The sequence below is a fragment of the Thermoanaerobacter ethanolicus JW 200 genome, assembly GCF_003722315.1.
Classification (GTDB): domain Bacteria; phylum Bacillota; class Thermoanaerobacteria; order Thermoanaerobacterales; family Thermoanaerobacteraceae; genus Thermoanaerobacter; species Thermoanaerobacter ethanolicus.
Genome location: NZ_CP033580.1, coordinates 2467131 through 2487802, shown reverse-complemented (window position 1 = coordinate 2487802; position 20672 = coordinate 2467131). Strand labels below are relative to the sequence as shown.

General features: G+C 32.9%; 20 protein-coding genes. 19 read left to right on the top strand and 1 reads right to left on the bottom strand.

Features of this window, described 5'->3' with window-relative positions:
* The first annotated feature begins 13 nt into the window (after positions 1-13).
* The 12 genes from EB239_RS12450 to EB239_RS12395 all read left to right on the top strand — a co-directional run bounded on the left by EB239_RS12450 (position 14) and on the right by EB239_RS12395 (position 12810).
* Positions 14-763, top strand: a complete 750-nt coding sequence (locus EB239_RS12450; protein ID WP_003869400.1) for a sugar phosphate isomerase/epimerase family protein — start codon at positions 14-16, stop codon at positions 761-763.
* Positions 764-1693: a sugar phosphate isomerase/epimerase family protein gene (locus EB239_RS12445; protein WP_003869399.1), complete on the top strand. Its 930-nt coding sequence runs from the start codon at positions 764-766 to the stop codon at positions 1691-1693.
* A 255-nt stretch (positions 1694-1948) separates the two neighbouring features.
* The gene (locus EB239_RS12440; protein ID WP_003869398.1) at positions 1949-2869 is read left to right on the top strand and encodes an AEC family transporter; all 921 of its coding nucleotides are present in this window, start codon (positions 1949-1951) and stop codon (positions 2867-2869) included.
* A 17-nt stretch (positions 2870-2886) separates the two neighbouring features.
* Positions 2887-3858, top strand: coding sequence for a glyoxylate reductase (gene gyaR, locus EB239_RS12435; protein ID WP_003869397.1), 972 nt, complete (start codon positions 2887-2889; stop codon positions 3856-3858).
* Between the two features lie 236 nt (positions 3859-4094).
* Complete coding sequence (locus tag EB239_RS12425; protein WP_003869395.1) at positions 4095-4850, top strand: DeoR/GlpR family DNA-binding transcription regulator; 756 nt, start codon at positions 4095-4097, stop codon at positions 4848-4850.
* A gap of 125 nt (positions 4851-4975) precedes the next feature.
* A complete protein-coding gene (locus EB239_RS12420; protein WP_003866626.1) occupies positions 4976-5983 on the top strand; it encodes a D-isomer specific 2-hydroxyacid dehydrogenase family protein in 1008 nt (335 codons plus the stop codon).
* Positions 5971-6306: an FGGY family carbohydrate kinase gene (locus EB239_RS15385; protein ID WP_003869394.1), complete on the top strand. Its 336-nt coding sequence runs from the start codon at positions 5971-5973 to the stop codon at positions 6304-6306. Before EB239_RS12420 ends, EB239_RS15385 begins: the two co-directional genes overlap by 13 nt.
* On the top strand, positions 6303-6608 hold the full coding sequence (locus tag EB239_RS15380) for an FGGY-family carbohydrate kinase (protein WP_318261469.1): 306 nt from the start codon (positions 6303-6305) through the stop codon (positions 6606-6608). Before EB239_RS15385 ends, EB239_RS15380 begins: the two co-directional genes overlap by 4 nt.
* A 187-nt stretch (positions 6609-6795) precedes the next feature.
* Positions 6796-8202: an NADP-dependent phosphogluconate dehydrogenase gene (gene gndA / locus EB239_RS12410; protein ID WP_003866631.1), complete on the top strand. Its 1407-nt coding sequence runs from the start codon at positions 6796-6798 to the stop codon at positions 8200-8202.
* 808 nt (positions 8203-9010) lie between these two features.
* Entirely contained in the window at positions 9011-11653 is a 2643-nt protein-coding gene (locus EB239_RS12405; RefSeq protein WP_003869392.1) for a sigma-54-dependent transcriptional regulator, read from the top strand.
* A 240-nt stretch (positions 11654-11893) separates the two neighbouring features.
* Positions 11894-12301: a PTS sugar transporter subunit IIA gene (locus EB239_RS12400; RefSeq protein WP_003866634.1), complete on the top strand. Its 408-nt coding sequence runs from the start codon at positions 11894-11896 to the stop codon at positions 12299-12301.
* A gap of 14 nt (positions 12302-12315) precedes the next feature.
* A complete protein-coding gene (locus EB239_RS12395) occupies positions 12316-12810 on the top strand; it encodes a PTS system mannose/fructose/N-acetylgalactosamine-transporter subunit IIB (RefSeq protein ID WP_228379014.1) in 495 nt (164 codons plus the stop codon).
* 277 nt (positions 12811-13087) lie between these two features.
* On the opposite strand, the gene EB239_RS12390 is transcribed toward EB239_RS12395, so the two are convergent.
* Positions 13088-14365 (bottom strand): transposase, encoded by a 1278-nt coding sequence (locus EB239_RS12390; protein ID WP_003869069.1) that lies wholly within the window; start codon positions 14363-14365, stop codon positions 13088-13090.
* A 348-nt stretch (positions 14366-14713) separates the two neighbouring features.
* On the opposite strand from EB239_RS12390, the gene EB239_RS12385 reads away from it, so the two are divergent.
* The 7 genes from EB239_RS12385 to EB239_RS12355 all read left to right on the top strand — a co-directional run bounded on the left by EB239_RS12385 (position 14714) and on the right by EB239_RS12355 (position 20520).
* Positions 14714-15493: a PTS mannose/fructose/sorbose/N-acetylgalactosamine transporter subunit IIC gene (locus tag EB239_RS12385; protein ID WP_003869391.1), complete on the top strand. Its 780-nt coding sequence runs from the start codon at positions 14714-14716 to the stop codon at positions 15491-15493.
* A gap of 25 nt (positions 15494-15518) precedes the next feature.
* Positions 15519-16403: a PTS system mannose/fructose/sorbose family transporter subunit IID gene (locus tag EB239_RS12380; protein ID WP_003866637.1), complete on the top strand. Its 885-nt coding sequence runs from the start codon at positions 15519-15521 to the stop codon at positions 16401-16403.
* Between the two features lie 335 nt (positions 16404-16738).
* Positions 16739-17161, top strand: a complete 423-nt coding sequence (locus tag EB239_RS12375; protein WP_003866638.1) for a PTS sugar transporter subunit IIA — start codon at positions 16739-16741, stop codon at positions 17159-17161.
* A 2-nt stretch (positions 17162-17163) separates the two neighbouring features.
* The gene (locus tag EB239_RS12370; RefSeq protein WP_003866639.1) at positions 17164-17667 is read left to right on the top strand and encodes a PTS system mannose/fructose/N-acetylgalactosamine-transporter subunit IIB; all 504 of its coding nucleotides are present in this window, start codon (positions 17164-17166) and stop codon (positions 17665-17667) included.
* Positions 17668-17678: 11 nt separating this feature from the next.
* A complete protein-coding gene (locus EB239_RS12365) occupies positions 17679-18749 on the top strand; it encodes an Ldh family oxidoreductase (protein WP_318261388.1) in 1071 nt (356 codons plus the stop codon).
* A 160-nt stretch (positions 18750-18909) separates the two neighbouring features.
* Complete coding sequence (locus EB239_RS12360) at positions 18910-19866, top strand: phosphoglycerate dehydrogenase (RefSeq protein ID WP_003869389.1); 957 nt, start codon at positions 18910-18912, stop codon at positions 19864-19866.
* Between the two features lie 21 nt (positions 19867-19887).
* Positions 19888-20520: a bifunctional 4-hydroxy-2-oxoglutarate aldolase/2-dehydro-3-deoxy-phosphogluconate aldolase gene (locus EB239_RS12355; protein WP_003866642.1), complete on the top strand. Its 633-nt coding sequence runs from the start codon at positions 19888-19890 to the stop codon at positions 20518-20520.
* Positions 20521-20672: the final 152 nt, after the last annotated feature.

Below are 20672 nucleotides of genomic sequence, written 5' to 3'. Positions count from 1 at the left end.
GGAAAAAATTAAAATGAGTATACCTATAGCACTTCAACTTTACACTTTGAGAGAGGAGACACAAAAAGATTTTACAGGTACTCTTGAAAAGGTTGCGGAAATAGGATACGAAGGAGTGGAATTTGCAGGATATGGCGGTTTAAAAGCATCAGAATTAAGAAAAACGCTTGATAAATTAGGATTAAAAGCTGCTGGTAGTCATGTAGGAATAGATTTATTGAAAAACAATCTTGAGGAAGTGATAGATTATAACCTTGAAATAGGCAATAAATACATCGTCTGTCCGTGGAATGAGTACAAGTCAAGAGAGGATTATATTGAAACAGCAAAGTTGTTTAATAAAATAGGTGAAAAGTGTAGGGAAAAGGGACTTAAGTTTTGCTATCACAACCACAATCACGAATTTGAAATATACGATGGAGAATATGGACTTGATATACTTTACAAAAATACAGATAAAGACCTTGTAAAAGCTGAAATCGATGCGTATTGGGTTACATATGCGGGAGTTGACCCGTTAGAATATCTTAAAAAATTCTCCAATAGACTACCTTTAATTCACTTAAAAGACATGGATAAAAAGGACAGGTCTTTTACTGAAATAGGAAATGGAATTATCAATTTTAAAGAAGTAATAAAAATTGCAAAAGAAAATGGAGTTAAATGGCTAATTGTTGAACAGGATGTGTGTAAAAGACCTCCAATTGAAAGTGTGAAAATTAGTTTTGAAAATTTAAAAAAGATTTTAGAGGAGGAAATGTAGATGTATTTAGGATTTTTAACAGTATGTCTTGGGAATATGCCTCTTAAAGAAAAAGCTAAGTGGGCAAGTGAAAATGGGTTTAAATCACTGGAAATTGCCTGCTGGCCTAAAGACAATACGAGGGATTATTCTGCCAGTGACATAGATGTAGAAAATCTCACACCTGAAGAGGCGGAAGAAATAAAAAAATATTTTAAGGAGTACGGGCTCACAATTTCATCTCTTGCATATTATGACAACAACCTTGACAGAGACCCAGAAAAGAGAAAGTTTATAAACAATCACTTAAAAAAGTGCATTGATGTAGCTAAAATGCTTGGGACTGACATGGTGGGGACTTTTGTAGGGAGAAACATTGAAAAGAGCATAAAAGACAATTTTGATGAATTTGAAAGAGTTTTTACTGATATAATAAGCTATGCGGAAGACAAAGGAATAAAAATTATAATCGAAAATTGCCCTATGGAAGGATGGCAGGTACCTGGCCTTCCAGGAACCATATCTTTTACACCAGAGCTTTGGGAGGAGATGTTTAGAAGGATACCTTCTAAAAACTTTGGTTTAAATCTTGACCCTTCCCATCTTGTTTGGCAGTTTATAGACTATATAGATGTGATACCAGAGTTTAAAGATAGAATATTTCATGTACACGCAAAAGACACAGAAGTGTTTGAGGATAAATTTAAGCGATATGGAGTTTTCAACAGACAGCTTTACACAGGAACGCATGGCGAATTTGGATACTGGAGATACCGAATGCCAGGTATGGGAAATGTAGATTGGGGCAAGTTTATAAAGGCGCTAAAAGACAATGGATATAATGGGGTAATAAGCATAGAACATGAAGACCCTCTATATGAAGGCAGTGAAGAAAAAGTAAAAGAAGGGCTTCTTTTAGGATTAAAACACTTAAGCCAATTTGTAAAGTAGAAACAAAAGAGCTCAACCACAGCGGTTGGGCTCAGACTGTAGACAAACTTTCGTAAAGGAGATATTTTGCATAAGGTCGAGTTTAGTTTTGTCGCTTTGGAACATCGGAGTGACGATGCAAAATATCTCCTTTGAATATTTTTTAACTTTGTCAACAAACTGAGCTCAGCCACAGCAGTTGAGCTCTTGCTTTTATTTATATAAAGTTAAAATTTATGGTATAATCAAAAGTAAGGGCAATTGAGGTGGAATAAAATGGTCATATCAAAAATGGCAGAGATACTTGTAGAGATTTTTATTGTAATGGCAGTAGGATATTATATCACCTATATAAAATTAGTTAAGCAAGAACACTTTAAAATGCTGGCGGATTTGATCATTTTAGTTACAACACCTTTACTTATCTTTCACAACATGTATTCTAATTATACGCCAGCACTACTTAGAACTGCTTATATACTGCCTTTTGTAAGCTTCTCTACGTTAGTTTTGACATTATTAGTTTCAATGGCTATTTTTAAATTACTTAAAGCTCCAGAAGAAAAGAAAAATGTGTTGTATGCGATTTCCTCTTTTAGCAATACTTTATTTTTAGGGCTTCCCATAAACATTGCCTTATTTGGAGATAAAAGTATACCTTATGTTATCCTTTACGATTTAGGGCACACAGCTTTATTTTGGACTTTAGGAGTTTGGATTTTGTCTGAAGAAAAATCTTTTGACATAAATGGTTTAAAAAAACTTCTAAATCCTTCTTTTGCTTCTCTTGCTTTGAGTTTTTTAATAGTGATATCAAGAATCAAAATACCAGAGGTAATACTGAAAAGTGCACAAATGATAGGTAGTGTAACTATTCCTCTGGCTATAATGTTTATAGGGATGAACATGTATATAATCAAAAAAAGCAATATAGACTATTTTGTTTATCTTGCAGCAATAATAAAGCTCATTTTGTCTCCTTTAATAGCTTTTGGGATTGTGTACTTTTTAAATTTACCCCTTGATGCCAAAAAGGTTGCAGCTTTAGAGGCAGCAATGCCAACGATGATGACAGTAGCCATTGTTGCGAGGCAAATGAGCGAAAAAAATAGTTTTGCTTCTGCAGGAGTGTTTGTTACAAACTTGATTTCGCTTTTGACAATACCAATATTTTTGGTATTGGTTAACATATTTTAATTGGAGGAGTGATACAAATGTTTAAAGTCTTTGTGACAAGAGCTATTCCTGAAGAGGGACTTAATCTTTTGAGAAAGTATTGCGAGGTAGAAGTAAGCCCTTACGACAGAATGCTTACAAAAGAAGAGTTACTTGAAAAAGTACAGGGCAAAAATGCTGTAATCACACAGCTTACAGACAAAGTAGACAAAGAGTTTTTTGAAGCTGCAAAAGAAGTAAAAATTGTTGCAAATTATGCTGTAGGATTTGACAATATAGATTTAGAAGAAGCTACAAGAAGAGGAGTTTACATAACAAATACTCCTGATGTTTTGACAAATGCAACTGCAGAACTAGCTTGGGCTCTTCTTTTTGCAACTGCAAGAAGAGTGGTAGAATCTGATAAATTTATGAGAGCAGGAAAATTCCAAGGTTGGGCGCCAATGCTTTTCTTAGGAAAAGGCGTAACAGGCAAGATATTAGGAATAATAGGTGCAGGCCGCATAGGACAAGCTTTTGCTAAAATGGCAAAAGGCTTCGACATGAAGATTTTGTACACTGCACGAAGTCCTAAGAAAGAGTTTGAAGAAGAGACAGGAGCTCAATATGTAGACTTGGATACTTTGTTAAAAGAATCTGATTTTGTTTCCATACACGTGCCATTAACTCCTGAAACAAGACATTTGATTGGAGAAAAAGAATTAAAATTGATGAAAAAGTCTGCTATATTGATAAATACAGGGAGAGGTCCTGTTGTAGACGAGAAAGCCCTTGTAAAAGCGTTAAAAAACAAGGACATATATGCAGCAGGATTAGATGTGTACGAAAGAGAGCCTCTCTTTGAAGAAGAACTCGCACAGCTTGACAATGTCGTAATGCTTCCTCATATAGGAAGTGCAACAGAAGAAGCGCGAAGGGACATGTCAATACTTGTGGCTCAAAACATAATTGATGTAATAGAAGGAAGAGTGCCTCGCACTTTAGTAAATAAAGATGTATTGAATAAATAATATTTAAAAGGAATCCTTTTATGGATTCCTTTTTTCAATTCCAGACATTCCATAAAAACCAAGAAAAAAATTTTAAAACAAAGAAGGATTTTTTGGATTTATGTAGAATTAGTACACTAAAAGCAATAGAATCCACAAACAAAATGTGTGTTTTTAATTTGTGCCCCGGAGAGGTGTTGGATTACGTTCTTTATGGAAAGAATAAAAATGACTAATAAGTGTAGGAGAGGAAGTAAATGCTTGTTTCAACGAGAAGAGATAAGATTAAAGAGATTATTTTAAAAAAGAAAGCTGTTAAAGTATCCGAACTCTGTGAGATGTTTAATGTTTCTGATGAGACAATAAGAAGAGATTTGGAAGAGTTGGAAAGGCAAGGACTGGTGGAGAGAAACTATGGAGGAGCAGTATTGAAAGAAAGTATCATTATTCCTCCCCTTGTCAAAAGATTTAAAGAGCATATAGAAGAAAAACAAAAAATAGCAGCAAGGGCTGTGTCAGAAATACAAGAAGGCCATGTCATATTTTTAGATGCCGGTTCTACCACATATCACATAGCCCGTGCCATCAGAAATTTCAAAGGCATAACGGTAGTAACAAATGCCTTAAACATTGCTACAGAATTAGCCAACAATCCTGACATCAATCTTTTTATTACTGGCGGCAAATTAAAGCATGATAATCATTCAATGGTAGGGTTTGAAACCTTAAATTGTATAGGTAAATACAACATCGACATATTGTTTTTAGGAACAGGTGGAATTTCATTAGAAAAAGGGCTTACCACTTCTGATATTTTTGAAGCAGAAGCAAAAAAATCTATGATAAAGTCTGCAAGCAGAGTAATTGTTGTAGCAGATAGCAGCAAATTTGGGAAAGTCGCAATGGTATCTTTTGCTACTTTTGAAGATGTGGAGAAAATAATAACTTCTGGAGAGGAAAACAAAGAGATAATAGAGGAATTAAAAAATTATGTGAAGATTGAAGTCGTGTGAAAATAGAAAAGGAGTAGTAAACTGAATTTTAAATAAATACGAACACGAGCACTATGATTTGGTTGCAAAAAACATTGAAAATCACTTGAAAGAAATATTTAACATATAAAGAAAGGAAGATAAAAATGAGTGTAAAAATTGCGATTGTCAACTCTAGCAGTTTTGGCAAGCATTTTCCTGACCATATTGAGAAGTTAAAAGCATTGGGGGAAGTGGAAAGATTTGAACTTCCTCATGACATGAGGGGGAAAGCTTTAGCAGAAAAATTAATGGGCTATTCTATAATCATTGCCAGTGTAAAGCCCTATTATGACAGAGAATTTTTTGAATACAAAGACAAGACTCTTTTAATAACTCGCCATGGCATAGGATATGATGCTATAGACATAAAAAGCGCCACAGAAAAAGGCACTCTTGTCACAAAAGTTGCTGGAATTGTAGAAAGAGAAGCAGTGGCAGAAAATGCAATTGCCCTTCTTATGGATGTAATGAGGAGAGTAAGAGAAGCATCTTTAAGGGTAAAAGATGGCAAATGGCAGGAAAGAGCGAGTTTCATGGGGTATGAGATAAAAGATAAAGTTGCAGGAATAATCGGTATTGGGAATATTGGAAGTAGAGTTGCAGAAATATTAAAATATGGCTTTGGGGCAAAAGTTATAGCATATGACCCTAATCTTTCAGAAGAGGAGATACAAAAAAGAGGAGCACAGCCTGTTTCTTTAGAAGAACTTTTACAAACTTCTGACATTATTTCATTAAATGCCTCACTCAATGAAAAAAATTATCACATGCTGTCTCATAAAGAGTTTTCTATGATGAAGAAAAATGTTTTTATTGTTAACACTGCAAGAGGAGAACTTATAGATACAGAAGCTTTGATAAAAGCACTCAAAGAGGGAAAAGTTGCAGGAGCAGGATTGGACGTAGTAGAAGGTGAACCCATTGATGAGAATCATCCCCTTTTAGCCTTTGACAATGTTATAATCACACCCCACACATCTGCTTACACTTACGAATGCTTAAGAGGTATGGGGGACAAGGTTGTTTCAGATGTAGAAAAGGTCTTAAGAGGAGAAATTCCTGATGGCGTTATAAATAAAGAAGTTTTGGAGGGGGAGTCATGGAAAATTTAATTCTTTCTGTTGACATAAGTACTACAAATTTAAAAGCAGGTGTAGTGGACGAAAAAGGAAATATTTTAAGTTTATATAGAAAAGAAACGCCTATAGAAAGAGACAATGAAGGAAAAGCGGAGCATAATCCAGAAGTCCTTTTTGGTGCTTTTGTAGAAGCAGTTAAAGAGGCGGCAAAAGGATTTGAAGATAAAATTTCTTTAATTGTGCCTTCTTCCTACATGTTTGGGCTAATACCTGTGGACGAAAATTTAAATCCCCTGATGGGTATGATGACTCTTTTGGACTTAAGGGCAAGAATCTCTTTTTTCTTTCCTACATAACTGGAGAAAAGGTTAAAGCGATAGGAACCATTGCTTCTGGAGTGTTTTTTGGATTGAAAAACACCCACAATAAAGGCCACATGATAAGAGCCGGTATGGAAGGAGTTGCATTTTCCCTAAGGATGCTTTATGAGGCTTTAAAGGATAACAATGTAAAAATAAAAGAAATTAGAGCGGGAGGAGGAGGAGGTACAAAATCGCCCCTATGGATGGAGATTTTTGCTTCTACTTTAGGTTTGCCAATTAAAGTGTCTAATGTAGAAGAACCTGCTCTTGTAGGCTCTGCACTTTTAGGCTATTAAGCAATGGGAAGGTACAAAACTTTGATTGAGGCCACAAGAGAAATGGTAAAAATAGAAAATACTTATGTGCCTTCCAAAAAAAATAGAGTATCACGAAAAGAAATTTCAATTTTTTAGAGTTTTAACTAAAAATCTCAAAGAACTTTTTGAACTTCACAGCAAATTATAAAAACAGGAGGTAAAGTAAATGAATGAAATAGGTTTAATCGGCTTAGCAGTAATGGGACAAAATTTGGCTTTAAACATTGCCAGAAAGGGCTATAGCGTATCTGTATTTAATAGAACACCTGAAAAAGCACAAGAATTCATGCAAAACAAAGTAAAAGATGAACAAATTAAGCCTTATTATGACATCAAATCTTTTGTGGAATCTTTAAAAAGACCGAGAAAAATCATTCTCATGGTTAAAGCAGGAAAACCCGTAGATGATGTAATAGAGGAGCTTTTGCCTTATCTTGACAAGGGAGACCTAATCATTGATGGAGGAAATTCTTATTTTAAAGATACTTCAAGGAGAATTAAAGAACTAGAAGAAAAAGGCATACTCTATTTGGGAATGGGAGTATCAGGTGGTGAAGCTGGAGCTTTACACGGCCCTTCGTTAATGCCAGGAGGAACACAGGATGCATATGAAATGGTTAAAGATGTTCTTTTAAAAATTGCAGCTCAAACAGAAGCAGGGCCATGCTGTACATACGTTGGAAATGATTCAGCTGGACATTTTGTCAAAATGGTCCACAATGGAATAGAATATGCCATAATGCAAGCAATAGCTGAGGTTTACGATGTACTTCGAAAGGTGTTAAAACTTTCTCCCGAAGAGATAGGAGAGATATTTGAAAAATGGAATAATGGGGAGTTAAACTCCTTCCTGATGGAGATTTCTTATAAAATAATGAAGTACAAAGACAAAGAAACAGGAAAATACCTCGTTGACCTCATATTAGACGAAGCAGAACAAAAAGGCACAGGCAAGTGGACTTCCCAAACTTCTTTGGATTTAGGAATACCAACTCCCTCTTTGAACCTTGCAGTAGAAGCGAGAAGTTTATCTTTCTTTAAAGAGGAAAGAGTACAATTAGCTAAAAGAGTTACAAAAATATATCCTGAAATTGATATAGATAAAGAAAAAATAATAAAGAATTTAGAAAATGCATTACTTTTTAGTGTTTTTGCATCTTTTTCTCAGGGATTATGGGTTATATCTGAAGCTTCAAAAGTTTTTGAGTATAATATTGACCTTTCAGAAGTATTGCGTATTTGGAAAGGTGGCTGCATCATAAGAGCAAAGATTTTAGATTTCTTAAGAGACATTATTAAAGAAAATAAAGAAAATGTAAATCTTCTTAACAGTGAAAAGGCGTTATCTTTCCTAATGGATAAAATTGATTCAATAAAATATATCACTAATTTAGCAAAAGATTTTTACCTTCCAACACTTGTACTTAATTCTTCATTAGATTATTTCTTGAGTATGATAGAAGAAAACTTGCCTGCTAATCTAATCCAAGCTCAAAGAGATTTCTTCGGTGCTCACACTTACAGAAGAATAGACAAAGAGGGAATTTTCCACACTGAATGGGAGGCAGAATAATCAACATTGAATTAATAGGAATTTTTGCTCTCCCTTTTCCTTTCAACAAAAATTCAATAAAAAAACTAAAAGAACACGAATAATTTTTTGGATTTGTGTAGAATATATATGATAAACACAAGATAATCCACAAAGTAAATAACTGAGAATTAAGCTGAACGCTTTAAACCATCAAAAGATTTGATCTTATCAAAATTGCCTGAAACGTTTAAAATTTGTTGAAGCTTATACATGTAGGGTTTTCATACTTAAAAGTAGTTTACTTAGGTTTTGGCAGAACCCCAAAATCCTCATAAATTAAGGGGTTCTGCTATATATTTTCAAAGAAATTCCCCTGATTTTGTCGAATTTTGTATATAGAAATACAAAATCCACAAAACGTAGGAAAACCTATGAAAAATAAAGCTAAACAATTTGTCTGAAATTATTCCGCCTTCTGTATTTGTCAAGTAAAAAATATACAGGGAAAACCTTGCCTCTTGAAGTTAATTTAAAAAGGTACTGGATTATTGATGAATTTTCTGCTATTCTTATTATGAGACATTTGCTCCACTCCCGACATAAATATTGTTATGGTAATGTCTAACAATGTATAGCAATATTTATACAATGGAAACGGGCATTTGTCTCTACTTTTTTATAAATTTATTGCATATAAATTTATTATGGAAATTTATGTTATCAAATCTTCTCATCTATAGTTAATTGTTTAATTTGAGAAATTCTATAGGCTTTGAGCTAAATTAATTTGAGAAATAGAGTTTCACAACAACTTAGAAACTGACTGATGAAATGGGGGCCGAATAGCATGTCAATTTTAAAAAGGAAAGATAAGATTTACAGAAAATTAAGAGAACTTACTGCCTCATTACCACTAAGTGTTGACAATAGCAAATTAGGATTTGAAGCTGGTTACATAGGCGAATTAATTGGAATTGATCGGGCTAATACAAGCAGAGAACTTAATAATTTATTAAAAGAAGGGAAAGTTCTAAAAATTAAAGGTAAACCTGTTTTATACTTAGATAGAATGTACTTACAAGAAAAGTGGAATATAAGCTTTGCTAATCCAGTTATAGAAAGTCAAGAAGAATTTACTTTGATGCTTAAAGAAAAGGGGGTATTAAAAAGTATAAAAAAAGAGACCGCAAAAAATAATATAACCACAAATAAGGTTAATCTCAATTTTGAGTTTTTAGAAAATAGTTTTGACAACCTTATAGGAGCTCAAGATAGTTTAAAAGACCAAATAACAAAAGCTAAAGCTGCAATATTATATCCTCCAGATGGACTCCATACATTAATTGTTGGACCAACAGGTGTTGGTAAAACTACCTTTGCGGAAGCAATGTACAAGTATGCAGTTCAGATAGGGATATTACATGAGAAGTCTCCATTTGTTGTTTTCAATTGTGCGGATTATGCTGAAAACCCTCAATTATTATTGTCTCAGCTGTTTGGATATGTAAAAGGAGCTTTTACTGGTGCAGATAAAGAAAAAAGAGGTCTTGTTGATGAAGCTGATGGAGGAATTTTATTTTTAGATGAAGTACATCGTTTACCTCCAGAAGGTCAAGAAATGCTTTTCACATTAATGGATAAAGGAATGTACAGAAGAATGGGTGAGTCAGAAAATACAAGAAAAGCAAAGGTAAGGATAATTGCAGCTACAACCGAAGAACCGCAATCAGTCTTATTGCATACTTTTTTAAGAAGGGTTCCTGTTATAATTCAACTTCCAAGTTTGGAAATGCGAACATTGAAAGAACGACTGATGTTTATATATCAATTTTTTTGGGAGGAATCTCGTCGTATTAAAGTGCCTATAAAAGTATCCAAAGAAGTTATAAAAGCCTTACTATTATACGATTGTCCAGGGAATATAGGTCAATTAAAGAATGATATTCGGCTTATATGTGCAAGAGCCTTTCTTGAATATATGATGTCTCCAAATACAGTAGTTGAGGTGAAACTTTCAATACTTTCGCGTCATATTCAAGAAGGGTTATTTAAAATAAGAGATAATAAAAGAAACGAAAGAATAATAGCAGAAATTAATAATTATAAAGATAAAGATATAGTATTTGATGGATATAATACGGAACTTATGAATGAATTTAATGATAAACTTTTTATAGGTGATTATAAAACAGAAGATAATTTTTATGAGATAATAATAAATAATTGGAAAAAATATAATGAAGAGGGATTATCTTCTGGGGAAATTAGAAAAAAAATAGAAAACCAAATTAAAGAATATTTTGATAAGTATTTATTTCCCAGTGAGTCAGAACTTAACATTATTAATCGAGATGTAGTATTAAAATTTGTAAGTCCCAATATACTAGAAGCTGTTGAATTTGCTTTAAATAGTGTAAAAGATAAATTTAAAGGGCTTATTGATCAACGAGTAACCTATACTATTGCACTTCATATTGCAACACTTTTAGAAAGATTAAAAATGGGTACAGTAATATCTCATCCGGATAGAGAAAATATAGCAAAAGATTACCAATTTGAATATACTGCTGCAGAAGAAATAAAGGCGAAATTAGAAGAGAAGCTATATATAAAAATACCAGAAGATGAAATAGCGTTTATAGCTATGTTTTTGCATGCGTTAAGAATAGGTAGAAGAGATGAAAGCATTGGTGTATTAGTCATAATGCATGGAGATTATGCGGCAAGCACAATGGCGAGTGTGGCAAATGCCCTTCTTGGGGTAGATCATGCAAAGGCTTTGGACATGCCTCTTAATGAAAAAGTTGAAGTTACCTTAAATAAAGCTATTAACATTGTTAGGCAAATAGATAGAGGGAAAGGCGTACTTATATTGGTAGATATGGGATCACTTACAACTTTTTCTGATATAATTTCAGAAAGAACGGGGATTATAACAAAAACGATAGAAATGGTAAGCACGCCCATTGTTATTGAAGCTACGAGAAAAGCTTTAATGCCTGATATGACTCTTGACGAACTGGTGCAAGAAGTTATAAGTTTGGGTTCTGCCATATATAGTAGTTGTAATAATAAAGTAATAGAATATACGCAAATAGATTTTGAAAATAATATACCTTTTTTAAAGAAAAACTTGATTAATATACTTGATAAAACGTTAACTTTCTTAAATCCCAATAAGGCATATAACATTCTAGAGAATGTATTAAAAAATATATTATCGGATATTGGTTCTGATGTGGACGAAGAAATATTGATAAAGTTCTTATTTCATTGTTCATGTATGGTAGAAAGAATTATAAAAGGTGATAGTTTGCCTTATAATAATTTGAATTTTATTAAAAATAATCAAAGTGTTATGTTTGAACTTATAAAAAAACATTTTGAAATAGTAGAAGAAGTTTTTGGAATTTTAATTCCTGACACAGAAATTGCGTATATAGTAGAAATGATCAGCACATATTATGGCACGCTTTTGACTAAGAACTGACACACATATTGAGATAAATATTTAAAGACAGCTACACAAATAAAGTTTTTTAACATACATTAGTGCTAATGCTTTAAAATAATAGCACTAATTTTTTTTCTATTGTATATACTAAGCAAAGACTTTCTTGAGGAATTTTTAATTAGCATTCATATGACAAAATACTTGGCATGAAATTTGCTAAAAAAATTAATAGAGATTTTAAAGAACCAACAATTATCATAATAAAGGGGTAATTTCATGATAGGAATTTTAGTAGTTACACATGGAAATTTGGGCAAGGAACTTTTAAAAAGCGCAGAACTTATTGTGGGAAAGCAAGAACGAACAATGGCTTTAGGACTTTTTCCAGGTGACAATATTGAGGAATTAAAAGACAATATATTAAAAACAATTGAAATACTCGATGAAGGTGATGGGGTTTTAATATTTATAGATTTTTATGGTGGGAGTCCAGCAAATGCTACTATTATTAGTAGTAAAGATCTAGGGGAAAATGTAAAAGTCGAATATATAACGGGTGTTAATATGCCTATGATTATAGAAGCATTGACAATGCGAAAAATTTATAATTTAAGTAGTTTAAAAGAACATTGTATTGAGAGAGGAGTCTGCGGAATAAAAGATTTGCGAAAGTTGTATTTCTAACCACAAAATAGTTTGTGAAGGAAGCTGATGTTATGGTAGATATTGTTTTGGCAAGAATTGATGATAGATTAATCCATGGGCAAATCATGGCTTCTTGGGTACTGCATACCCAAGCTCAAAAAATTATTATTGTTGATGATGAAGTTTCCAATGATGTGTTTCTTAGCAAAGTAATAAAAATGGCAGCTCCTCCAGGTATAAAAGTAGAGATTTATAGCATTAAAGGGGCGATTCATGTCTTAAAAGAGAAGTTTGTTGATAAGGAGAAAGTAATATTATTAGTGAAGAGCCCTTCTACAATGTATTCTCTGATAGAAGGAGGAGTTAAATTAAAAGAAATAAATATAGGTGGTATGAGTGCAGGGCCAGGAAAGAAAATATTAGTTAAAAATATTTTTGTCTCACTTGAAGAAAAAGAAATATTAAAAAATATCTTAACAAAAGGTATACCTGTTTATTTACAGACTTTGCCTGATGACCCTAAGCTTAAGATAGACAAATATCTATGATATTTGCAATATTAGTGATTAAAAGCAGAATAAGGTATTCCCTCTTTTTGTAAGTTGTGTTTATATAATATTTTAGGGATGTGCAAAATTAATTAAAATAATCATAATCAAAAACCAAAATATGTATTACATACAATATATAGTAATCAACACTGACAATCAAACATAAAGGAAGTGGTAAGGGAAAAGAAAAGACAAAAAGAGGAGCTAAAAAAGGGCATAAATATCCTGTAGAAGTCAAATGTTAAAAAATGGCATGAAATAGATTCAATAAAAATTAGGCCGATTGCATCAAAGCAACAAGAGATCTAAACTCATCATATTTGCCCAATTTAATAGCTACAATAGCGACAGTAAGCAAAGTAATATGGCCAAAAGTATTAAGGTTGCTCACAGAATTAATATTTCTAACATAAGCCTTTTCAAAATCCAGAGCTTTAAAGCGGGAATTATATCTTTCTGATTCAATTCTCAATTTGTAGACGGCCTTAAAATATAGGGAGTCTCTATTAATAGAGGACCTATAATCAGAAGATATAATAGCATACTTAGTACAGCCTCTATGCTTTTTGCCATTAAAATATTTAGGATGATTTATAGGGCAGGCAGAATCATCCTTAGAATTACAGAACTTGCAAACAAATTTTTGCTTAATAAAACCATCAAAATATTGCTTGCCATCTTTAAGCATTTTAATACCCGCTTCACAGACCATATAACCATCATCAGTCAGAGGGGGATTTTTAGAATTACGCTTGTTAAGAGGAATAAAGCAATGACCGTGGAGAATATTTCTAACATAATTATAAAGTTTCTTAACATCATAGCCTTTATCAGCAATAAAATTAACATACTTAAGGTTAAACCACTTATTAGTCTTCTCAAGCAAAGATAAAGCGGCTTCAAAATCAGGGGCATCAGCGGGGGTAGTAGTTTCAGCGATGGGTAAACCAGAGATAGCATCAACAATAATGTGATTTTTATAGCCCCAATAAAACTTATAGCGTTTATTAGAAGAATCGTTAGAAGCAGAATAAACGCCTAATTTACAATCCTTATCTGACTTAGGCTGATTATCTTTAGAGAATTTATTTTTAGAAAAAGACTTAGGGTTATTTAACTTAGTGTTAGCTTTAATAGGGGTAGAATCCATGGAAATAAACTCACCGGAGATAATACCCATATTTTTGAGGATATTGACCTGATTTTGAAAAATAGAGGTCAAATAATCATGAGAGAAGTCATTAATAAAACGGCGAAAAGTCCAATAAGAAGGAAGAGGTTTAGAAATGTCGAAGCCACAAAGATGAGCAATGATAAGATTATTGCGGAGATAATCTAAAAGGTCAGAAATTGTGCCGAATCTTTCAGCTTTCATGACAATAAAAGCTCTAAAAAGTGCATGGTGAGAATAACCCTTACGGCCAGGACTAGAGGAAGGGAATTCAGGTATTGAAGACAGGTCAAGATTTTCAAACATAGAAGAATAGAAATCAATTTTAGACTGAGAGGTAAAGAGTTCAGGTATATTTAAAAGCAATTGAAGCTGGTACATGTAGGATTTCCTCCTTCTTAAAAAATTTTTTATAGTGTATATATAATAATTCGACAAATGGGAGGGGAAATCCTACATAAAAGATAAAAAATTCAAGAGTGATAGGAAAAAAGTATGTCTGTAGAATGGCTTAAATTAAGGCTTCTGAATTTTGCACAAGTCTATAATATTTAACAAAAGAGGGGGGAATTCCTTTGAAAGTATATAACTGAACCCCTTAATTTAAGGATTTTGGGGATTTGCAAAAGTTTAAAAATAATTTAAAACTGAAGGAGGTGGCGGGGGTTTTTGTTCACAATAGGAACTGCAAAAGCCTAAAAAATAATTAAAATGAAGGAGGATGTAAAGATGGATCAACAAATTACTCTTAGTGCTGGACAGGCAGCTTTAATAGCTCTATGGGTAGCAATAGTAGAAGCACGTGCTCTTGGATACTCTACGTTAATGCTTCGCTTTACTCCTATGATGACAGGTTTGATAGTTGGCATAGTTCTGCATAATATTCCTACTGCTATGACTGTTACTGCTGCTATTCAACTAATTTACATGGGTTTAATTGCTCCAGGTGGTACAATGCCAAGCGAACCGGCTGTGGCAACTGCTATAGCAGTACCGGTCGCGATTTTGGCAAAGCTAAGTCCAGAAGCAGCAATTGCTGTAGCTGTTCCTATAGGGCTTTTAGGTAGTTATCTTTATACTTTTAGGTTTTTTATTAATACCTTTGTCGTTCGTTTAGCTAATAAATTTGCAGATCAGCTAAATGAGAGAGGTATAACTTTCTCTATTGTCGTTCTCCCCATCATTGTGAGTTTAGTTATCTTTTTTCCAACAATTTTCATTGCACTTTATAAAGGGACACCTTTAATAGCTGCATTAGTGAAAACAGTTTCTGCTGGCAAAGTTTTTCATATGTTGTCGGTTATAGGAGGAGGGTTGCCTGCGTTAGGAATTGCTTTGACATTAACTGTTATAGGGAAAAGAAAATTCGTTGTATTTTTCCTTCTGGCTTATTTTATGACAGTAATTTTGAAACCTCTTAATGTAAATACTGTAACATATGCAGTCTTAGGGGGAATAATAGCTTATTTGTATGTTATGTTAGCTAGCCCGCAACAAGTCGAAGAATAAAAATGATTAAGGAGGTAGATGAGAAATGGGGACAAACGAAAAGAGTAAAGATTTAAGTACTGACCAGGCTAATGGTTTTCCAGAGAAGATTACTAAGAAAGATTTACACCGGGCTTGGTTTCGATGGTGGTATGTAAATGAGATTCCTCATAATTATGAAACAATGATAGCTCCTTCATTTTTGTGGGCTATGATGCCTATTTTAAAGAAATTATATAAAAAGGCAGAAGACTTAAAAGAAGCATATAAAAGACACCTCCTATTTTTTAATACCCAATGTATCTGGGGAGGAGGTACTATACTTGGAATTACGATTTCTTTAGAAGAAGAGAGAGCTAAAGCAATAGCTGAAGGAAGAAAAGAAGAAGCCGTCACTCCTGAAGTTATTAATAATACAAAAGTTGGTTTGATGGGGCCGCTTGCGGGTATAGGAGATGCGATAGATTCTGGGACTGTTCAATATATTTTAATAGCTCTTGCTCTTCCTTGGGCACAAGCAGGCAATCCTTTGGGTGCTTTGATTCCGTGGGTTGCATTCGTTACAATAACATATCTTTACGGATTTTACTTTGTTAGGGCAGGGTATAGTTTGGGACGAGCTGCAGTAGCGGAGATAGTTAGTGGTAAACGCATAAGAAGCATCATAGATGGATTATCGGTTTTGGGTACCTTTATGATGGGCGTTTTAGCAGCTTCATATGTGAATGTAAGTACTCCACTTAAGTGGACTATTTCAGGGAAAGAATTTGTGCTTCAACAGATACTGGATAAAATATTACCTGGTATGCTACCTTTACTTGTGGTAATGTCAGTTTATTTATATTTCTCTAGAAAAGGATTGAAAATTATACAAGTGCTTATGTGGTTAATAGTTATCTTTGCTGTGTTAGGGTTTATAGGTATACTCTAATATTAAATAGGTATACTCTAATATTAAATATTAATGGTTTTTAAGAGTTAAAAATATAGACTTAATTGATATATTTTGTAATACATTAGTAGAATAATGAAAGATAAAATTTTAAAAGTTGACTATGATAAAATCGCAAATTGATAAACTTGTAATTCTCTGAAATTATAAGGGAGGAGGGATGCTTGTTTCTCCCTCTTACCTTGTTTAGGGATAAACATATATACTAAAAAACTTGAATGAAAGACAAGCTATTTAATTAAAGAATGAATATGCTATGTATGAAGGAAACATTTTAACATTTAACGCCATTAAAAATAGAAAGAGGGGGAACAATGAAAGAGAAGGCTATTTTGATTATTACGCACGGAAATTTTGGTAAAGAGTTATTAAAGAGCGCTGAATTGATTATGGGAGACCAAAAAGATGTAGTTGCACTTGGACTTAATTTAGGGGATGATGTTGAATCATTACGGATGGACGTCGAAAAAATTGTTAAAGACAACCAAAAAGCGAATAAAGAAACAATTATTCTTGTAGATCTGTTTGGTGGAAGCCCATCAAATAGTGCTTTATCTGTTTCAAAGCAATATGATGTAAAAATTTTGACAGGGGTTAATTTGCCAATGTTGATAGAAATGTTATCATCTAGGGACAATTATGATACAGAAGATTTGATTGAAATAAGCTATAAATCAAGTGTTGATGGAATTAAAAAATTAGGATACAAAATTAGTAAAAAGGAGGAAAATAACTAGAAATGGGAGAAATACTTTTTGCTAGAGTGGATGATAGATTAATTCATGGCCAGGTTATGACTAAATGGTCAAAAGGATTTGGTTGTAATGCTGTTTTTGTAATTGACAATAATCTTGCGAAGGATGAATATATGAAAAGTATTTATTTAATGTCAGCTGCGACATCTAATTTAGCGGTAAAAATACTTGGCGTGGACGAAGCAATCTCGTTATGGAATAATGATAAGTTTGGGAATTACAGAGTTATTTTGCTTTACAAAGATATTGCTACAGTGAAAGAATCTATTACTAAAGGCTTGCCTATAAAAAAGTTGAATGTAGGAGGACTTGCTAAAAGTCCAGAGAAAAAATTTGTGATTCCGAGTGTTAGTTTAAAAAAGGAAGAAGCGGAGATGCTGTGGGAATTGGCAAATAATTTTGATGTCGAGGTATTTTTTCAAACACTTCCAGAAAGCAAAAGAGTTAACTTAGACGCTGCTCTAAAGCTATTTGGAATAAATATGTAAGTTTAGATACAGTGATAGAAAGGGTGATGTTAATGCCAAAGATTGTAGATGCAAAAAAATTAAAAGAACTAGAAGTAGAAATTTTTAAAAAAGCGGGTTTTAAAGAGTCAGATGCCAAAATAATAGCGGAGAACCTTATATATTCAGATTTAAGAGGAATAGAATCTCATGGAATATCTAACTTACCTATTTATGTAAAAAGAGCAAAATTAGGCTTGTATAATTTATCAGGTGATATAGATATCTTGAATTTAGATAAAGATATACCATTATTATTGATAGATGGTAAAAATAACATGGGACAGGTTGCTGCATATAAAGCGGTGGAACCTTTAGTAAATAAAGCAAAGAAAAGTGGGATTGCAGCAGCATTTATAGGGAATACAAACCATTGTGGTTCATTAGGGTATTATGGAAATATGATAGCAAATAATGACTGCATCTTTATAGGTATGACAAATGCTCCTGCATCAATGGCACCATGGGGTGGGAAAGTCAAATTTGTTGGGACAAATCCTTTATGTATTACAATTCCGTATAACGGCCAAGTAATAAATTTAGATATGGCAACTTCTACTGTAGCAAAAGGAAAAATTTATGTTGCATTGTCTAAAGGTGACAAAATACCAGATAATTGGGCTTTTGATGCAAATGGGAAGCCCACAACTGACCCTCAAGAAGCTTTAAAAGGAACACTATATCCGTTAGGGGGATATAAAGGATTTGGACTAGCAATGTTGATTGATATTATATCCGGTTTACTAACAGGTTCGTCATGGGGACCGGAGGTAGGATCACTTCATAACACATTAGATCGTGGTCAGGATGTAGGAATAGTATTTATAGCAATTAATATTACTGATCTAATGCCAATAAAAGAATATAATGAGAAAATTAATTGTTATATTGAAAAAATGAAATCTGTTCCAAGGTCAGAGGATAATATTGAAATTATGTTTCCAGGTGAACCAGAACTAAGAAAGATGGAAGAGCGTTTGAAAAACGGAATTCCGATAAACGACAAAACGTATGAAGAAGTAATAGAGTTGGCAAAAGAGTATAATATAAATTTTGAAGTGTAAGGTAAAGTGAGTAGCAAATGTAAAGTTGACTAAATCGTGGTGGGTTAACAAAGGGCAATCTTATAGGAATTACAATTAAAGTAAAACAAAATATGTTATATTTTTAACGTAAATTATGTGTCTTGGTATTATAAAAAAACTATAACATGGGTGGTTCGAGATGAGAAAAAAGATATTAATAACACCAAGATCTTTTGGCAAGACAAGTAATGTTCCATTTGAAATGCTAAAAAAATACGATTATGAAATTATAAGAAATGAATCAGGGAAACCATATGAAGAATCTGAATTGATTAATATTATAAAAGATATAGATGGTATTATTGTAGGTTTAGACAAAATTACAAGTAATGTATTAAAAAACGCAAAAAAGCTAAAAGTTATAACAAAGTATGGAGTTGGGATGGATAATATAGATATTGAAGAAGCTGAGAAGTTAGGAATAAAAATCACTTTTACTCCTGGTGCGAACAAAGAATCTGTAGCAGATTTAGCCTTTTCTCTGATGCTGTGCTTAAGCAGAAATGTTATTAAGTTGGATAATATAGTGAGGAGCAATAAATGGGAAAAGATAGTTGGTTATGAGGTGTATGGTAAAACTTTAGGAATCGTTGGTACAGGGAGTATTGGAAAGGGTGTTGCCAAAAGAGCTACAGGTTTTGACATGAAAATATTAGCTTATGATAAATACCCTGATTATGATTTTGCAGATAAAATAGGCATGAAATATGTTGATAAAAAAACGTTATTGGAAGAATCAGATTTTATAACATTGCATATACCGTTAAGTGATGAAACATATCACTTTATAGATGAAGAAGAATTTAATATTATGAAAAATACGACATATATAATTAATACTTCTCGGGGTGGAATTATAAACGAGAATGCATTATATAACGCTTTAAAAAACAAAAAAATAGCAGGGGCAGCATTAGATGCTTTTGAAGAAGAGCCACCACTAAATAGCAAATTGTTTGAATTAGATAATGTAATTTTATCACCTCATTGTGGAGCGTCTACTAAAGAAGCTACAGACAGGATGGGAATTATGGCGGTAGAAGGGCTTATCAGTGTGTTAGAAGGTATGGAACCTAAATATCTTTATAAGAAATAAAAATTAAGAGGAGGATGCGAAATGAAAAAGCAGGAAATAATTGAAAAACTTAAACAACTTAAAATAACAGCTGTAATTAGAAATAGCGATATAAACACAATGTTTTCTTTAGCTGATGCCTTAAAAAAAGGTGGTATTGAAGCATTAGAAATAACTGTTGAAACTCCTGGTGCTTTAGATGTAATTAAAGAATTAAATAAAGAAAATAAATATTTTGTTGGAGCTGGAACAGTATTAGATGCAGAAACAGCGAGGGCTGCTATTATAGCTGGTGCGAAGTTTATATTTACACCAGTTATGAGACTTGATGTAATAAAATTGTGCAATAGGTATGGTATACCTGTAATTCCCGGTGCTACAACACCCACAGAAATTTTAACAGGTTATGAGGCAGGAGCAGATTTCATTAAAGTTTTCCCTGCGGGTGTATTTGGACCTCAATATTTAAAAGAAATTTTAGGGCCACTTAAACATATACCTATTTTTGTAACGGGAGGAATTAATAAAAATAATATTAAAGATTTCATTTTAGCAGGTGCAACAGGTGTATCATTAGGTGGAGCATTAGTAGATAAAGATCTTATAGCAAAAGGCATGTTTGACAAAATAACCGAAAGAGCCAGGGAGTTTGTAAATTTAGTAAATCAAGTTTAAATTTACGTTGGTAAGTAAAATTAGGTATACAATGCTTAATTTTACTTACCATATTTAATTTAATAAATGGGGGATTTAAAATGGAGAGGGGAAAGAAACGATAGAAAGAGCATTTGCAAGATTTTATCCAATATTTATCAAATTTATTCAAA

Excerpts from the sequence above, each read along its gene's own strand:
- EB239_RS12420 (WP_003866626.1), top strand. The coding sequence starts at position 4,976 with ATGAGTGTAAAAATTGCGATTGTCAACTCTAGCAGTTTTGGCAAGCAT.
- EB239_RS15385 (WP_003869394.1), top strand. The coding sequence starts at position 5,971 with ATGGAAAATTTAATTCTTTCTGTTGACATAAGTACTACAAATTTAAAA.
- EB239_RS12385 (WP_003869391.1), top strand. The coding sequence starts at position 14,714 with ATGGATCAACAAATTACTCTTAGTGCTGGACAGGCAGCTTTAATAGCT.
- EB239_RS12355 (WP_003866642.1), top strand. The coding sequence starts at position 19,888 with ATGAAAAAGCAGGAAATAATTGAAAAACTTAAACAACTTAAAATAACA.
- gyaR (WP_003869397.1), top strand. The coding sequence starts at position 2,887 with ATGTTTAAAGTCTTTGTGACAAGAGCTATTCCTGAAGAGGGACTTAAT.
- gndA (WP_003866631.1), top strand. The coding sequence starts at position 6,796 with ATGAATGAAATAGGTTTAATCGGCTTAGCAGTAATGGGACAAAATTTG.
- EB239_RS12400 (WP_003866634.1), top strand. The coding sequence starts at position 11,894 with ATGATAGGAATTTTAGTAGTTACACATGGAAATTTGGGCAAGGAACTT.
- EB239_RS12405 (WP_003869392.1), top strand. The coding sequence starts at position 9,011 with ATGTCAATTTTAAAAAGGAAAGATAAGATTTACAGAAAATTAAGAGAA.
- EB239_RS12380 (WP_003866637.1), top strand. The coding sequence starts at position 15,519 with ATGGGGACAAACGAAAAGAGTAAAGATTTAAGTACTGACCAGGCTAAT.
- EB239_RS12370 (WP_003866639.1), top strand. The coding sequence starts at position 17,164 with ATGGGAGAAATACTTTTTGCTAGAGTGGATGATAGATTAATTCATGGC.
- EB239_RS12440 (WP_003869398.1), top strand. The coding sequence starts at position 1,949 with ATGGTCATATCAAAAATGGCAGAGATACTTGTAGAGATTTTTATTGTA.
- EB239_RS12450 (WP_003869400.1), top strand. The coding sequence starts at position 14 with ATGAGTATACCTATAGCACTTCAACTTTACACTTTGAGAGAGGAGACA.
- EB239_RS12445 (WP_003869399.1), top strand. The coding sequence starts at position 764 with ATGTATTTAGGATTTTTAACAGTATGTCTTGGGAATATGCCTCTTAAA.
- EB239_RS12425 (WP_003869395.1), top strand. The coding sequence starts at position 4,095 with ATGCTTGTTTCAACGAGAAGAGATAAGATTAAAGAGATTATTTTAAAA.
- EB239_RS12375 (WP_003866638.1), top strand. The coding sequence starts at position 16,739 with ATGAAAGAGAAGGCTATTTTGATTATTACGCACGGAAATTTTGGTAAA.
- EB239_RS12390 (WP_003869069.1), bottom strand. The coding sequence starts at position 14,365 with ATGTACCAGCTTCAATTGCTTTTAAATATACCTGAACTCTTTACCTCT.
- EB239_RS12360 (WP_003869389.1), top strand. The coding sequence starts at position 18,910 with ATGAGAAAAAAGATATTAATAACACCAAGATCTTTTGGCAAGACAAGT.